This window comes from Hydrocarboniphaga sp. FW305-C-57, from assembly GCF_058783045.1.
The window spans coordinates 22396-38607 of record NZ_JBYSYG010000016.1 but is presented as its reverse complement, the minus strand read 5'-3'; the positions used below and the strand labels follow the sequence as shown (position 1 = coordinate 38607).

General features: G+C 66.0%; 12 protein-coding genes. 5 read left to right on the top strand and 7 right to left on the bottom strand.

What is annotated here, in order from left to right; genetic code table 11:
- Window positions 1–38: 38 nt before the first annotated feature.
- Both AC3WUM_RS22770 and AC3WUM_RS22765 read right to left on the bottom strand, forming a co-directional pair.
- Entirely contained in the window at window positions 39–2123 is a 2085-nt protein-coding gene (locus tag AC3WUM_RS22770) for a hydantoinase/oxoprolinase family protein (RefSeq protein WP_492413279.1), read from the bottom strand.
- A gap of 2 nt (window positions 2124–2125) precedes the next feature.
- The gene (locus tag AC3WUM_RS22765; RefSeq protein ID WP_492413277.1) at window positions 2126–3805 is read right to left on the bottom strand and encodes a hydantoinase B/oxoprolinase family protein; all 1680 of its coding nucleotides are present in this window, start codon (window positions 3803–3805) and stop codon (window positions 2126–2128) included.
- A gap of 179 nt (window positions 3806–3984) precedes the next feature.
- On the opposite strand from AC3WUM_RS22765, the gene AC3WUM_RS22760 reads away from it, so the two are divergent.
- Complete coding sequence (locus AC3WUM_RS22760) at window positions 3985–4881, top strand: amidohydrolase family protein (protein ID WP_492413275.1); 897 nt, start codon at window positions 3985–3987, stop codon at window positions 4879–4881.
- A 61-nt stretch (window positions 4882–4942) separates the two neighbouring features.
- Here AC3WUM_RS22760 and AC3WUM_RS22755 read toward each other — a convergent pair whose 3' ends face one another.
- The 5 genes from AC3WUM_RS22755 to AC3WUM_RS22735 all read right to left on the bottom strand — a co-directional run bounded on the left by AC3WUM_RS22755 (window position 4943) and on the right by AC3WUM_RS22735 (window position 11418).
- Window positions 4943–5698, bottom strand: a complete 756-nt coding sequence (locus AC3WUM_RS22755; protein WP_040452928.1) for an SDR family NAD(P)-dependent oxidoreductase — start codon at window positions 5696–5698, stop codon at window positions 4943–4945.
- Window positions 5699–5770: 72 nt separating this feature from the next.
- Entirely contained in the window at window positions 5771–7099 is a 1329-nt protein-coding gene (locus tag AC3WUM_RS22750; RefSeq protein ID WP_492413273.1) for an MFS transporter, read from the bottom strand.
- Between the two features lie 28 nt (window positions 7100–7127).
- Window positions 7128–8204 carry a tartrate dehydrogenase gene (locus AC3WUM_RS22745; protein WP_007183632.1) on the bottom strand — a complete coding sequence of 359 codons (1077 nt, stop codon included), beginning with the start codon at window positions 8202–8204 and terminating at the stop codon, window positions 7128–7130.
- 34 nt (window positions 8205–8238) lie between these two features.
- Complete coding sequence (locus tag AC3WUM_RS22740; RefSeq protein ID WP_492413271.1) at window positions 8239–10503, bottom strand: TonB-dependent receptor; 2265 nt, start codon at window positions 10501–10503, stop codon at window positions 8239–8241.
- A 153-nt stretch (window positions 10504–10656) separates the two neighbouring features.
- Entirely contained in the window at window positions 10657–11418 is a 762-nt protein-coding gene (locus AC3WUM_RS22735; RefSeq protein ID WP_492413269.1) for a GntR family transcriptional regulator, read from the bottom strand.
- Window positions 11419–11620: 202 nt separating this feature from the next.
- Here AC3WUM_RS22735 and AC3WUM_RS22730 point away from each other — a divergent pair, with 202 nt between their 5' ends.
- From AC3WUM_RS22730 to AC3WUM_RS22715, 4 genes are read left to right on the top strand one after another with little or no spacing between them, the layout of a single operon-like run.
- Window positions 11621–12946 carry a CitMHS family transporter gene (locus AC3WUM_RS22730; protein WP_492413406.1) on the top strand — a complete coding sequence of 442 codons (1326 nt, stop codon included), beginning with the start codon at window positions 11621–11623 and terminating at the stop codon, window positions 12944–12946.
- Window positions 12943–14034, top strand: coding sequence for an AbrB family transcriptional regulator (locus tag AC3WUM_RS22725; protein WP_492413267.1), 1092 nt, complete (start codon window positions 12943–12945; stop codon window positions 14032–14034). The genes AC3WUM_RS22730 and AC3WUM_RS22725 overlap by 4 nt, the downstream gene beginning before the upstream one ends.
- Window positions 14031–15038, top strand: coding sequence for an NADPH:quinone oxidoreductase family protein (locus AC3WUM_RS22720; RefSeq protein WP_492413266.1), 1008 nt, complete (start codon window positions 14031–14033; stop codon window positions 15036–15038). Before AC3WUM_RS22725 ends, AC3WUM_RS22720 begins: the two co-directional genes overlap by 4 nt.
- Window positions 15035–16198, top strand: coding sequence for an alpha-hydroxy-acid oxidizing protein (locus AC3WUM_RS22715; RefSeq protein WP_492413264.1), 1164 nt, complete (start codon window positions 15035–15037; stop codon window positions 16196–16198). The genes AC3WUM_RS22720 and AC3WUM_RS22715 overlap by 4 nt, the downstream gene beginning before the upstream one ends.
- The last annotated feature ends 14 nt before the right edge of the window (window positions 16199–16212 follow it).

The window sequence follows — 16212 nt, the reverse complement described above, 5'->3', positions numbered from 1 at the left end:
CGAAACGAGGCCCGCGGCGATCGTCACCGCGCAGCGTGCTAGGACGGCTCGCTGATCTCGGCGACGAGGTTCAGCTGCGCGTCGACGCCGACCACGCAGTCCGGTCCGACGCTGAAGGAGGACTCGCGCTCCTCGAACACCGCAGGCCCTTGAATGCGATCGCCAGGCTTGAGCGCGTAGCGGTCGTAGACCGCCGCGAGCCGCTCGCCCCAGCCGGCGAAGTGGATGAGCCGCTCACCGCGCAGGGCCGGCGTATCGACGAGCGAATAGGCCAGGCTGATGTCGCGTCCCGGCAACCGCGCCGACACGCGCCAGTTGACGATCTCGACCGGCAGATCGCCGATGGTCCTGTCGAAGCGCGCGGCATAGGCCTTGTCGAACGCGCTGCGGATGCCGCTTTCGAGACCGGGCGCCAGCGCTCCTTCGGGCAACTGCACTTCCACTTCGAAGCCCTGCCCGACGTAGCGCATGTCGGCCGAGCGTGTGACGACGATCTCCGCCTCGCTGCCACCGGCCTTCAGCAGCAAGCGCCGCGCACGCGCTTCCATGTCGTCGTAGAGCGCTCGCACGCGGCTCCAGTCGACCCTGGATAGCGGCGCCGCATGGCCGCGCACGTCGTCGACGGCCGGCGCCGCGACCAGAAAGCCGAAAGCCGAGATCACGCCGGCGCCCATCGGCACGATCACGCGGCGCAGCTTGAGCAGTTTGGCGAGCGCATACGCATGCACCGGTCCGGCGCCGCCGAAGGCCATCAGCGCGTACTGACGCGGATCCCTGCCCTTCTCGGCCAGATGCATGCGCGTCGCCGCCGCCATGCTCTCGGTGACGATCTGCTGGATGCCCACCGCCGCCGCTTTCGTATCGATTCCGAGCGGCTGCGCCAGCCGCTCGGACAGGGCCCGCTCGACCTGCTCGAGCGACAGCGCCATTTCGCCGCCGAGAAAGAAATCCGGATTCAGATAACCCACGACCAGATCGGAATCGGTGACGGTGGGTTCGGTGCCGCCCCGGCGATACGCGACCGGCCCCGGAACCGAGCTGGCGCTGCGCGGCCCGACTTTCATGAGCCCGAGTTCGTCGATCGCGGCGATCGATCCGCCGCCCGAGCCGATCTCGATCATGTCGACCACCGTGAGCCGCAGCGGCAGGCCGGAGCCCGGCTTGAACTTGTCGAGACGGCCCGCCTCGAACTCGTGCTTGATGTGCGGATGCCCGTGCTCGACGAGGCACATCTTGGCCGTGGTGCCGCCCATGTCGAACGAGATGATCCTGTCCTCGCCGATGTTGCGGGCCAGAAAGCCGGCCGCCATCGCACCGGCCGCAGGGCCCGATTCGAGCAGGCGCACCGGAAAGTTCTTGGCTTCCTCGATGGTGGTGATGCCGCCGCTCGACAGCATGATGTAGAGCTCGCCGTCGAAGCCGATCTTCGCCAGGTCGTTCTCGAGCCGATCGAGATAGCCATGCACGCGCGGCTGCACGTAGGCGTTCACGCAGGCGGTGTTGGTGCGCTCGTATTCGCGGATTTCGGGCGCCACTTCGGACGACAGCGTGATGAGCAGCTGCGGATAGACCTTGTGGATGAGCTCGCGGGCGCGCAACTCATGCGCAGGATTCGCATACGCATGCAGGAAGGCGATCGCGAGCGCTTCGATCTGGTGCTCTTCGACGAGCGTGCGCGCCGCCTTCAGCAAGGCTTCCTCGTCGAGCGGCGCATGTTCGCTGCCGTCGACGCGCAGGCGTCCACCGACGCCGAGCCGCCGCTGCCTCGGCACGATCACGGCCGCAGGCTGCGCGTAGAGATCGTCGACGTCGTAGCGGATCTCGCGGCCCATTTCGAGCACGTCGCGAAAACCTTCGGTGGTGATCAGGCCGACCTTCGCGCCGGTTCTTTCGAGCACCGTGTTGGTGATCAGCGTGGTGCCGTGGATGATGCTGTGCACCTGCGCAATGTTCGTCGCGGTTTCATCGAGCAGGCGCTGCACGCCTTCGACGATCGCCCGGCTCGGCGCTTCCGGCGTCGTCAGGCGCTTGCCGGTCCAGGTCACCGCACGAACATCGTCGTGCAGGACCAGGTCGGTGAAGGTGCCGCCGATGTCGACGCCGATTCTGGTGGTCTTTTCCATGATTATCGGCCTCCCGGTGCCGCGAGGTCGGATGCCGCGGGATCGAAGCCGTAGTCGCGCAGCGCGGCTTCGGCGGTGATGAATCCGGCATCGAGATCACGCGCGATCGCCTCGCGCTCGCGTTGCGCCGGCAAGCCGTAACCGCCTCCGCCCGCGAACGACAGCCTGACGCGCGATCCCGCGGGCATCGGCGAAATCGACTTGAGGCTCGGGACGCCGCCGTGACCGAACTCGGCGCGCGCGCTCGCACCCGCACCGCCACCGAGCACGCCGAGCGCCGGATGCCGCTCGCGATCGCCCAGCAGCACGACGCGCAGCGGACGGCCCGCGATGTTCTCGACCTCGATGTCCTGGCCGAGTCCGCCGCGATGGCGGCCGATTCCGCCGGAGTCGGCGCGATATTCCTTCTTCACGAACAGCAGCGGGGCGACGGCTTCCAGCGCTTCGATGCTGCCGCTGCCCGAATTCGACGGAAACGCGGTCGTCGCCAGACCATCGTGATGCGCCGAGGCGCCCATGCCGGCGCTCGCGAACAGGATCAGCGAAAACGGCTGCCGGTCCTGCGTTTCACCCGAAAACTGCACGCGCAGCGCCGGCGCGCCGCCGCTGTCCGCGATGATGTGCTCGGGCAGCACCGTGGCGAGCGCCTGGTAGACGACGCAGGACAGCAGATGCCCGGTCAGATGACGCGCCATCACGGGCGCCGGAAAGTTCGCGTTGACGATGGAACCGGCCGGAGCCGTCACCGTGATCGGCTTGTACGAGCCTTCGTTCCGGCGCGTGTGCGGATCGAGCAGGATCTTGACCGGATAGATCGAGTACGCGGTCGTGTAGTTGATCGTGCAGTTGATCGCATGCCGCACCTGCGGCGAGCTGCCGCTGTAATCGATGCGCATCTGATCGCCCGCGACGGTGACCGCGCATTCGATGTGCGTGGGCTGGCCTTCGACGCCGTCCGCATCGAGCGACGAGCGATAGACGCCGTCGGGAATCGCCGCGATGGCCCGGCGCATGACCTGCTCCGACTTCGCATGCACCGCATCGGAGATCGCGTTCAGATCCGCTTCGCCGGTCTCCTCGAGGAACTCGGTCACGCGGCGCCGGCACACCTCGTGCGCCGCCATCTGCGCCTCGAGATCGCCGAGCACCTGGCCAGGCAGGCGAACGTTGCCGAGCAGCAGATCGAGCATGCCGTCGTTGCGCTCGCCGGCACGCACCATGTGTACCGGCGGAATCAGCACGCCTTCGGAAATGAGTTCGGTCGCGCCCATCGTCGGGGTGCCGCCGATGTCCGGCGCATGAGCCGCGGTACCGGCGAAACCGATCAGTTCGCCGCGATGAAAAATCGGCGACAGCATCGCGATGTCGGGCAGATGTCCGGTCGCGATCCACGGATGATTGGTGATGACGCAATCGCCCGCACGCCAGCTTTCGAGCGGAAACTTGCCGAGCACGTGCCGCGTCATGACGCCCATGAGCGCGGCGAACGCCGGAATGCCGGCTCGGCATTCCGCAACGGTTTCTCCACGCGCGTTCAACAGCACGACGGTGTAGTCGTTGGCCTCGCGGATGATGGTGGAAAACGCGGTGCGCAACAGTGTGGTCGCGGATTCATCCACGATCGCGACCAGCCGGCTCCACCAGATTTCCAGCGTGATCGGATTGATCTCGGCACGCGGCATCGATTCTCTCTCCAGGCATGACGTCTTGTGTAATGCGGGAACGGCTCGCCAACGGGCTGCGTTCTCGATATTCGGGCAGCTTACATAATTGAATCCAATTTAACAAATTATTGGATTCAATTATGCTGACACCGACACGCTTGCCGCGTGAATACCGATTCCATACGAGAGGAGAAGCCATGCAGGCTCATTCAACGACGGTTGCAGGAGAAGAGTTGCGCGCACCGCATTCGACGGGCACGGCCCCGCCACGAACCGCGGCGCCGATCGATGCGACCGACTGTCACCATCACATCTTCGATCCGCGCTTCCAGAAGTACGGCGAGATCTACGTGCCTTCGGCGACGGTTGCCGAGTACCAGCTGTTCAAGCGCCGCCTCGGACTGTCGCGCTCCATCGTCGTCGCACCGTCGAACTACGGCACCGACAACAGCTGCCTGATCGATGCATTGCAGCAACTCGGAACGGCCGCCGCACGCGGCGTGGCTTACGTCGGCCCGCAGGTTTCCGACGACGAGATCAAGCGGCTGCACGAGCATGGCGTACGCGGGCTGCGCATCTATCTCGACAAGAATCAGGTCCCGACGCACGAGCAGGTTCGCACGCTCGGCAAGCAAGCCGCCGATCAGGGATGGTCGCTGCAGTTCGTCGGCACCGCGCGAACGGAAATCTTCGTCGAATGGCAGGACAGCATCCTCAACCTGCCCTGCTCGAGCGTGATCGATCATTTCGGCTGGTTGCCGCAACCCGCAGGCGTGAACAGCAAGACCGCCCAAACGCTCTACAAGCTGCTCGACAGCGGCAAAGTCTACGTCAAGCTCTCGGGCTTGTACCTGTCGTCCGCGATCGGTCATCCGACCTACTCGGATCTCGACGAAGTGGCGACGCGCTTCATCGCGCTTGCGCCGGAGCGCATCATCTGGGGAAGCGACTGGCCGCATCCGATGGCGATGGGAAAGCAGCAGATGCCCGACGGCGCGATGCTGTTCGATCGGCTCGCACAATGGGCGCAGCGCGACGAGGTCTTCCAGCAGATCCTCGTCGGCAATCCCAATCGGCTCTACTGGGCCGACTGAGGCGATCAGCGAGACGCCCCTACAGCCCTGCCTCTCGACGGAAGCAGGGCTGTACGCCGGACTAGAAAGCGAAGCGCCGGAAGCTGCCGTCGACCGGCAATACCACGCCCGACACGTAGGCGGCCTCGCTGGAGACGAGAAACAGGGCCGCGGCCGCGAGTTCCTCGGCCTCGCCGAGACGGCCCATCGGCAATTGCTCGGCATAGCGGCGCTCGTCGTCCGGGGTCGGCAGCCTGCGCATCAGTTGTTCGCTGCGGATGCGTCCGGGCTGGATGCAGTTGAGCGTTACGCCGTTGCGGGCGACCTCAAGGGACACGCCCTTGGACCAGGCGTGCAAGGCGGCTTTCGCAGGCGTCGAGGCGCTCAGGAACTGCGGCTCGGAAGTGCCGGTGATCGACACCACACGCCCCCAGTTCCGCGCGCACATGCCCGGGAGCAGTGCGTGAGTCAGTTCGCGCGGAGAGAAGAAGCCGATCTGCATCGCCTCGTTCCACTCCGCGTCGGGACTCTGCAAGGCGATCGGACGGCTCGCGCCACCGGCGTTGACCAGGATGTCGATCGCGCCACCCGCGAGGTCCACAGCCGCGGCCGCCAGGCTGCGGGACGCGCCCGGTTCCGCCATGTCGAAGCCCAGGCTATCGATCGGCCGGCCGCCGGCCGATTGGGCCTGCTCCGACAGCGCGTCGATCAAAGCGCTCCGCCGCGCCGCACCGATGACGCGGACACCCGCCAGCGACAACGCCAGCGCGATCGCGCGGCCGATGCCCTGGCTTGCGCCGGTGACCAGCGCGGTTCGTCCCTCGAAAGTCAGTTTCATGCTCACCCATGTCCTTCGTGATCGGCCACTTTCAGCCCAAGCGTGCGAGTCGGCCCGAGCCGATTCGCCGGATCAGGCGGTGCGCGCAGCGGGTTCCGGCAAGGCGCGGCGGAACACGCCGCGCCCACCGAGCAAGGCCAGCGTCGCGATCGCGAACGACACCGGCAGGACCACGCGCATCGACAAGGCGATCTTGGACGGGTCCATGAACACGTGGTCGTTCAGCACGCCGATCATCAAGGGACCGACGGTCGATGCGAACAGCATCGTCGTCAGCGAGTACAGCGCGGTGGTCTGCGCGCGCATGCGGTTCGGTACCAGTTCGGCGAGTGCGGCCTGGCACAGGCTGAAGCCCGATCCGATCAGGAAATTGAGCATCGCAGCGCCGACCAGCGCCAGGCCCGCCCACTGCAGCGTGAGCGCCAGGCTCGCCAGCACGCTGATCGCGGCGGCCCAGCCGCCGACCACGAACTTCGCATCCCTTGCGCCACGCCTGGCGATCGCATCGTTCAGCAGGCCGCCGGAGATCGCACCGACCGGTCCCATGATCAGGGTCAGGACGCCCAGCCAGATCGCCGCGTTTCCGGGCGCCCATTCGTGGGTGCGCACGAACAGGGTCGGGGCCCAGGATTGAATCGTCTGTCCGGCGACCGACATCGAGCCGAAACCGACGATCGCGGCGCCGATCGCATAGCGCTGGCGCTTGAAGACCTCCCAGACTTGCTGGGACGTGTACGGCGCTCCAGCGACTTCACCGCTGTCGTTGCGACGCATCGGTTCCTTGACGAACAGCAGCAGTGGAATCAGCACGTAGCCGAGTCCGCCGACCACCACGAACACGACACGCCACGGCGTCAGATCTCCGAGCACGGGCAGCGAGACCACCGTGGTCCCGAGCAGCTTGAGCAGGAATCCGCCTCCGCCGAGCGCCAGCGCCGCTCCGAGATACGCGCCGATCGAATAGAGGCTGATCGCTCGCACGCGTCGCCGCGGTTCGAAATAGTCGGACAGGATCGAGACCGCGCATGGAAACACGATCGCCTCGCCGACCGCGGTCATGATGCGGGCCGCGAACAGTTCCGGAACCGTGCGCGCGAGCCCGCAGAACACGGTCGCGGAGCACCAGACCAGCGCGGCGATCATCAGCAGGTTGCGGCGATTGCCACGGTCCGCGAGCCGCGCGAGCGGAAACAGGAACAGGCAATAGAACACGCCGAAGGCGGCGCCTTGCAGCAGGCCGAAAGTGGTGTCGCTGATACCGAATTCGTGCTCGATCGGCCCGACCACCGTGGATAGCAGCGCACGATCCATGTAGTTGAACGCGTACGTCAGCATCATCACGAAGCAGACATACCAGGAATAGGAATCGACGCGCGGACCGCCGGACACACTGGATTTCATGCGTGGGCTCGCTGAAGCTGAAGCCGGCTCATTCGACGGCATCCGCGATCGCCTGGCCGCAGGCGATCGTCCCTGCCGGCCCGCCGAGATCGCGCGTGCGCAGCGCAGGTTCGGCGAGTACGCGCTCGATCGCCGAGACGATCGCGGCGGCGGCCTCGCGTTCGCCGAGATGGTCGAGCATCAGTGCAGCCGACCAGATCTGTCCGACCGGATTGGCGATCCATTTTCCGGCGATGTCGGGTGCCGAGCCGTGCACGGGTTCGAACAGCGACGGGAACACGCGCTCGGGATTGATGTTGGCCGCCGGCGCGATGCCGATGGTGCCCGTACAAGCGGGCCCGAGATCCGACAGGATGTCGCCGAACAGGTTCGACGCCACCACGACGTCGAACCAGTCCGGATGCTGCACGAAGTGCGCGGTGAGAATGTCGATGTGGTACTTGTCCCAGCGCACGTCCGCATACTGCGGCGCCATCGCCTCCACGCGCTCGTCCCAGTACGGCATCGTGATCGAAATGCCGTTGGATTTGGTCGCCGACGTGAGATGCTTTTTCTCGCGCCGCTGCGCGAGTTCGAACGCGTACTTGAGCACGCGATCGATGCCCACTCGCGTCATCACCGTCTCCTGCATCACGATCTCGCGATCGGTGCCCGGAAACATGCGGCCGCCGATCGACGAATACTCGCCCTCGGTGTTCTCGCGCACCACGTAGAAATCGATGTCGCCGGGCTTGCGCCCGGCGAGTGGGCTCGGAACACCCGGCATGAGCTTGACCGGACGCAGGTTCACGTACTGATCGAACTCGCGCCGGAACTGGATCAGCGAGCCCCACAGCGAGATGTGATCCGGCACCGTCTCCGGCCAGCCCACGGCGCCGAAGAAGATCGCATCGTGGCTGCCGATCTGCTGCTTCCAGTCCGCGGGCATCATCGCGCCGTGGCGCAGATAGTATTCGCAGGAGGCGAAATCGAAATGGTCGTACTCAAGGCCGAAGCCGTAGCGCCTGGAGACGGCCTCCAGCACGCGAAGGCCTTCGGGAACCACTTCCTTGCCGATGCCGTCGCCGGCAATGACGGCGATTCGATGCCTGCGGACTGTACTCATGCAATTGTTCTCTCGAGTGCTACCGGATGGGCCGCTATAGATTCCACGTCAGCGTGACGCCGTAAGTCCGCGGCGGGTTGTATGCGGCGAACGTCGCTCCGAGGAAGGTTCCCTGGAACACGCGCGTGGTTTCGTCCGTCAGGTTCTGGCCCCAGAACGACACCGTCCAATGATCGGATGGGCTGATGTAGATGACGCGCGCATCGACGAAGTGGGTCGGCGGGCGGAACTCCGGACCGACGTTGGAATCGTCGTCGTAGATCTTGCTTTCGTAGCGGTAGTCGGCGGCCAGGCGAACGATCGCTCCGCTCGAAGCCAGCACATCGTACGAAGGCGAAACCACGACCTTGTTTCTCGGCAGTCGCGTCAGGCGATTGCCCGCATAGCTTTCTTCCGGCGAGAAGTCGTACTTGTCGAAGGTGCCGTCGGTCCAGGCGTACGTCGTCATCAGGTTCGCACCGGCGAAGGCACGCCAGTTGAAATAGGTTTCGTAACCCTTGATCGTCGCCTCACCCGCGTTCTTGGTGACCTTGGTGAGGTCGGGCAACACGTTGATGGTCTGCAGATCGGTGTAATCCATCCAGTAGAGCGTGTTGTTCCAGACCAGCTTGCCGCCGAAGAAACTGCTCTTCTGGCCGATTTCGTAGTTGGTCGCGTATTCCGGCTTGAAGCTCTGCGCGGCCTCCGCCGCGGCACCGGGCGTGTCGGAGAAACCACCGCTCTTGAAGCCGCGCGAAACCATCGCGTAGAGCAGATGATCCCTGGACGGCTTGAAGTCGCCGCCGACGCGATAGGTCACCGCATCCCAGCTGTCGGACAGTTGCAGGTCGAAGCGCTCGCTGGCGCGGAACAGGTTCGGCCCTTCGGTGTTCGACAGGTGGTAATCCTTGTCGTCGTTGGAATAGCGGATGCCGCCGATCAGATGCCACCTCTCGCCGACCGGAATCGTGACGTCGCCGTAGGCCGCGTAGCTGTCGAGCGTCGCCTGCTGGTGATAGATCTCGGTGCCCGGGCCGCGTCCGGTATCGAGTATCAGAGCGTCGCGACGATTGGTGTCGTTGGTGAACGTGAACAGGCCGGCGACCCAGCGGATGCTGCTCTCCGGCAGCGAGGAAAGCCGCAGCTCGTTGCTGTAGAAGTGGCTCTTTTCGGGCGCGCCGCCCGAGATCGCGATGCGATTGGTGCTCGGATTGCCGCCGTCGAAATCGTAGCTCTCGCGATAGTCCAGCTCGCGATACGAGCCGAGGTAGGTCAGCGTCGCGAACGACAGGTCGAGATCGCCCTGCAGGCGCGAGCCCCAGGTTTCCTTGTTCAAATAACCTTCGAACGAGCCTGCCGTGTAGTTCCGGTTGCGATCGACCGTCCACAGCGGCGCATACGGACTGCTGGGGTCGCGATCGACCACGTGCTGGCCCGGACCCGCGGCGCGGCTGCGCGTCCCATCCAGCGAGAACAGCAGGCGCAGGCTGTCCTGCGGGTTGTAGGCCAGCTGCATGCGCAGGCTGCGATCGTCCTGATCGTCCTGGCGGCCGCCGGTGAAATTGTTCTCGGTATAGCCATCGTGCTGCCGAACGGCGCCGGCCACGCGAATAGCCGCCTTGCCGTCGGCGAACGGCACGTTGACGAAGCCGGCATCCTCCGCACGCGCGTAATTGCCGACCGTGACCTGAGCACCCGCGTCGAACTTGGTGAAGTCCGGCTTGCGCGTGATCACGTTGACCGCACCGCCGACCACGTTGCGTCCGTACAGGGTGCCCTGCGGGCCCTTGAGCACTTCGACGCGCTCGATGTCGAAAGCATCGAACGCGACGGCGGCCGGCCTGCCGAGATAGATCTCGTCGAGGAACACGGCGGAACTCGGGTCACCCGCGGCCCCGCGATCCGACGAGCCGATGCCGCGGACGGCCAGGCGCGGCTGCGAAGACGGGAACGCGTCGAAGACCAGACCGGGCGTGCGCGTGGCGACGTCCTGCACGGCCACGATGCGCGCTTCGCTGAGCTGTTCGGCGGTGAAAGCCGTGATGGTCACCGGAACATCCTGCAGCTTCTCCTTGCGGCGCTGCGCGGTGACGACGACCTCCTCGATGCCGCCGTCCGCCTTCGCGTCGCCGGCGGCTTCGGCAGCAGCGGCTTCGCCGGCCTCCGACGCAGAGTCGGCGGGCGCTGCCGCTTCGCTCTGCGAAACCTCGGGCCCGAGCGGCGCGTCGTCGACCGGCGTTTGCGCCTGAGTGGTACTGCTCGCTGCGACGGCGGCCACGGCCACGCTCCAGGCGCAGGCCGCCAGCTTCACTGATTGCATATCCCCTCCAGGATTTATTTCTAGTAATCCCTGGCCGACACCAGGGGTGGAAGGAGAATAGGCAAAATGAATCCGTAATGTCAACGGATTGGATTCAATTCATGATATGTTTGAATTATGTTATTCCTGAGCAGCCCGCGGGTGGTCGTCGCGTCACCGGACGGTGGCGAGGGAGTGCACGCGCCTTTTCGTCGCGATGACGTGCTCGAACATGATTTTCTCGGCGCCCTCGGCATCGCCCTTGCGCATCGTCTCGATCAATTGCTCGTGCTCGGCCTGCGACTTGATGATGTGCTCGGGGGTGATTTTCGGAACCTGGCGCGCGCGCTGCGGAACGTGCATCGCCACGCTCGGACAAACCCGCACGACATCGCCGAAGACCGGATAGATCACCGTCATGCGCACGGCGTTCCTGAGCACCGAATTGTGGCCGGCGTGATAGATGGAACGATGGAACGCCCAGTTGAGGTTGTACCAGTCGAATTCGATCTGCTCCGACCAGTCACCACGGTCGACGATCTCGCGCGCCTGGGCGACGATGCGGTTCAAGCGATCGAGCACCGCTTCGTCCAGGCCGTGATCCGCGCAAAGACGGCAGGCCAGGCTTTCGAGCCGCGCGCGCACTTCGATCGAATCGAGCACGTCGCCGATGGTCACCGCACGCACGGTGTAGCCGCGGTTGACGCTGTACATCACCAGGCCTTCGGCCGACAGCACCGCGAGCGCGCTGCGCACGGGAGTTCTCGATACTTCGAGCTCGTCGGCGAGGCCTTCGGCGCGCAGGCGCGTTCCCGGCGCGATCTGGCCCGTCACGATCATCTCGCGCAGCCGCACGAGCACCGTATGCGTCGCGGGCTCGGTGTGCTGCGGATCCGCCAGGGCGGCATGATCGAGCGGTTCAGCCTTTTTCTTCATTCCTACCGCACTCCTGTCTGTTTTGTCGTCGCGCATCCGGACGTGCCGTGCGCCATCGCGGCGAACGCAGCGCGTGCACCTCTTCCCATACCCATAGCGGGCAATCGGACGTATCGATCAAGCCCGCAGTACTCGCCCGTTTCTGGAGGAAACCCGCTTGAACATCAGCCCGCTGCTGAATCCCGCGCTGGCCGGGACCCTGATGATCGTCACCTTCATGACGCTCATCATAACCAAGAGAATGTCGGCCATTGCCGCACTGATCGCGGTACCGATCGTTTTCGGGATCATCGCGGGCGCAGGTCCGGGCCTGGGCGCGATGATGATCGACGGCGTGCTCAAGGTGGCGCCGACGACCTTGATGCTGGCCTTCGCGGTGCTCTACTTCGCCGTGATGATGGACGCGGGACTCTTCGACCCGCTGGTGCGCCGGGTACTGGCGCTGGTCGGCACCGATCCGATGCGCATCAGCCTCGGCACGGCGCTGTTGACCATGATCGTCTCGATCGACGGTGACGGCACCACCACCGCGCTGATCATCATCGGCGCGTTCCTGCCCGTGTACCGGCACATCGGCATGAACCCGCTGATACTCGCCACGCTGCTGGGTCTGGGCAATTCGCTGATGAACTTCGTCCCCTGGGGCGGTCCGTCCGCACGCGCCGCGAGCGCGGTGCATGCCGACGTGCTCTCCGTATTCCTGCCGTTGCTTCCGGCGATGATCATCGGGCTGATCGCGGTGCTCGGCATCGCCTGGCTGATGGGCCGTTCCGAACGCGCGCGGCTCGCTCTAACTCCGGCCGGCGCGACGATCGGCGCGATGCAGGCAGACCTCATCGCGGACGACCGCTCGAATCCGGAGCTCGCGGCGAAACGCAGGCCGCAGCTGTTCTGGTTCAACCTGCTGCTGACGCTCACGCTCGTCGGCGGCCTGATCTCGGGATTCGCGCCGCTGCCCGTTCTGATGATGGGCGCTTTCGCCATCGGCATCACCGTCAACTATCCGCGCATGAAGGATCAGCGCGAAAGGTTCGCAGCCCATTCCGACAATGTGGCCAACGTCGTCGTGCTGCTGTTCGCGGCAGGCGCGTTCACCGGCATCCTCAACGGCAGCGGCATGGCCGACGCGATGGCGACTGCGGCGCTGTCGGTGATCCCTCACGATATCGGCCGCTATCTCGCGCCGATCACGGCGATCGTGAGCATGCCCTTGACCTTCGTGATGTCGAACGATGCCTACTACTTCGGCGTGGTGCCGGTGATCGCGCGCACCGCCGCGGAATTCGGCATCGCACCCGACGCGATCGCACGCGCTTCGCTGCTCGGCCAGCCGGTGCATTCGCTGAGCCCCTTGCTCGCCCCGATCTACCTGGCTTGCGGACTGCTCGGGGTCGATGTCGCCGATACCCAGCGTTTCGCGCTCAAGTGGGCCGTCGGGATCTGCCTCGTGACACTGCTGGCCGCATTGCTGACCGGCGGCGTTCCGCTGGCGGGCACCGGCGTGCCGCTGCAAGCCGCGGCGCCATGAGCCTGCGCCACAAGCGAGCGGCCTGGCTGCTGCTGGCGGTGGGATCGGTCGGCGTTGCGTCGCTGATGCGCGAGCTGCATGTGCCCGCAGCCTTCATGCTCGGCCCGATGCTCGCCGCGATCGTCGTCGCCTTGAGCGGCGCCGGCATCCGGCTGCACAAGAACTACTCGCTCGGCGCCCAGGCGGTCATGGGCTGCCTGATCGCGCACCTGATCAACCCCGCGCTGCTGGCGGTGTTCTCCGCGCACTGGTTCACGCTGATCGTGATCAACCTCGCGGCCATGCTGCTGATCGCGGCCCTCGGCCTGCTGATCACGCAGCGCCGCTGGCTGCCCGATACATCCGCGATCTGGGGGCTGTCGCCGGGCGCCGCGTCGGCGATGGTGCTGCTCGCCGACGACTACGGCTCCGACCCTCGTCTCGTCGCGATGATGCAGTACTCGCGCATCGTGCTCGTATCGATGGCCGCCATCGCGATTGCGTCCGGCCTGGATCATTCGCACGGCGCTTCGACGGCGGTTCCGGGCGTGCTGCAGGACAGCTGGTTTCCTCCGATCGCCACGACCGCCCTGCTCGAAACCCTGGCGCTCGCGCTCGCCGGTTACGCAGCCAGCAAGCTGACCGGCAAAGGCAACCTCGCGCTGTTCCTGCCCGCATTCGCGGGCGCGCTGCTGCAAGGCACCGGCCTGATCGACATCGAGGTGCCGCCACTGGCCTCCACGCTCGCCTTCGGCCTGACCGGCTGGTACGTGGGCCTGACGTTCACGCGCGAATCCGCGCTGCATTGCCTGCGCCTGCTGCCGCGCATGCTGGTCGCCATCGTCACCCTGATCTCGATCTGCGGCCTGCTGTCGCTGCTGCTCGCGCGGCTGGTTCCGGACACCAATCTGCTGACCGCCTACCTGGCCTTGAGCCCGGGCGGAATCGACACCGCCGTGATGATCGCCAGCGGGGCCAGCGTGTACCTGCCGCTGGTCCTGGCCTCGCAGTTCGTGCGACTGGTGATCGTGCTGTCCGCCGCGCCTTCGCTCGCAAAAGCCGCCGCGAGCCTGCACTCTGCGCGCAGGCCGCAAGAGATGACGAGATGAAAGCCCTGCTCTGCAAGTCCTGGGGAGATCCGGAGACCCTGGTTCTCGAAGAAACCGCGACGCCCGCTCCGGGCGATCATCAGGTGCTCGTTCGCGTGCACGCCGCCGGCGTCAACTTTCCGGACACCCTGATCATTCGCAACCTCTATCAGTTCAAGCCCGAGCTGCCGTTTTCGCCGGGCGGGGAATGCGCCGGCGTGGTCGAGGCGGTGGGCGCGAAGGTCGGCCACGTCAAGGCCGGAGACCGGGTCATCGCGTTCACCGGCTGGGGCTCGTTCGCCGAGTTCGTCCTGGCCGATGCGAAGGCGCTGATGCCGCTGCCGGCCGGGCTCGACGACGAAACCGCTGCCGCGTTCGTGATGACCTATGGCACCTCGTATCACGCGCTCGCCGATCGCGCGGCGCTCCAGCCCGGCGAAACCCTGCTCGTGCTCGGCGCCGCGGGCGGCGTCGGCCTGGCCGCGGTGGAAATCGGCAAGGCCCTGGGCGCGCGCGTGATCGCCGCGGCTTCGTCGGCCGACAAGCTCGCCACTTGCCGCGAGCACGGCGCGGACGAGCTCATCGACTACAGCCGTGAAGACCTGCGCGACAGACTCAAGGCACTCACCGGCGGACGCGGTGTCGACGTCGTCTACGATCCGGTCGGCGGCGCCTACACCGAGGCCGCCCTGCGCAGCTGCGCCTGGCGCGGCCGCCTGCTCGTGGTGGGCTTCGCCAACGGGGATATTCCACGCCTGCCCGCCAATCTCGCGCTGCTCAAGGGATGCAGCATCGTCGGCGTGTTCTGGGGCGACTACACCCAGCGCGAACCCGAACGCAGCCAGCGCGATCTCGAAACCCTGCTCTCGTGGATGAAGCAGGGTCGCATCCGTCCGCACATCGGCAGGCGCTATCCGCTCGAACGGGGCGGCGAGGCGATCCGCGCGCTGATGAACCGCGAGGTCGTGGGCAAGGTCGTCGTCACCGTGACGCACCGCGATCGAGCCGCCGGAGCGCCGCGATGAACCCTCACTTCGGCGACTATCAGAACGCGATCTACCTCGCCGGTCTCAACGGCGTGCTTCCGAAGTATCCGGTCGATTTCGCAACGCTCAAGGCGCGCGCCGAAGCGGCGATGCCGCCCGCCATCCTTCACTACGTGCAAGGCGGTTGCGGCGACGAGTACACGCAGGATCGCAACGCCTTGGCCTTCCACGACTGGGGCATGGTGCCGCGCATGCTCGTCGATACGAGCCGGCGTGATCTGTCGATCGAGCTGTTCGGCTGCAAGCTGCCTTCGCCGCTGTTCATGAGCCCGATCGGCGTGACCGGCCTCTGCACGCAGGACGGACACGGTGATCTCGCGGCGGCACGCGCCTCGGCGCAGACCGGCGTTCCGCTCACCGTCTCCACGCTCACCAACGATTCGCTCGAAGACGTCATCGCGGCCACTGGCGACACGCCGGCCTACTTCCAGCTCTACACCCCGAAGAATCACGAACTCGCCGCCAGTCTCGTGCGGCGAGCGGAGAACGCCGGTTACAAGGCGATCGTGGTGACGCTGGACACCTGGGTCACCGGATGGCGGCCGCGCGATCTGAACAACGCCAACTTCCCGCAGCTGCGCGGGCACGTGCTGCAGAATTACTTCAGCGACCCGGTGTTCCGCGAACTGCTCGGCGCCGATCCGGGCAGCGATCCGCGGGCGGCGGTGCTGCTCTGGGTGAGCCTGTTCGGCAAGGTGCTGACCTGGAACGATCTCGACTGGCTGCGCAGCCTGACCCGGCTGCCGATCGTGCTCAAGGGCATCTGCCACCCGGACGACGCACGTCGTGCGGTGGATGCCGGCATCGATGCGATCTATTGCTCCAACCATGGCGGACGCCAGGCCAATGGAGGCATCGCCGCGATCGACCTGCTGCCCGCCGTCGTCGATGCGGCCGGCGCTACGCCGGTGCTGTTCGATTCCGGCGTGCGCTCGGGCTCCGACGTCGTCAAAGCGCTCGCACTCGGCGCGACCGCCGTCGGCATCGGCCGCCCCTACGCGTACGGACTCGCGCTCGGCGGAGCCGAAGCGGCGGCCCACGTGCTGCGCTCGATCCTCGCCGAGGCCGACCTCATGATGGCCGTCAACGGCTATCCGACGATCGCCGACGTGCGCAGCGCCGGAGCGAGCAGGCGCTGAATCGTTCGCCCGCT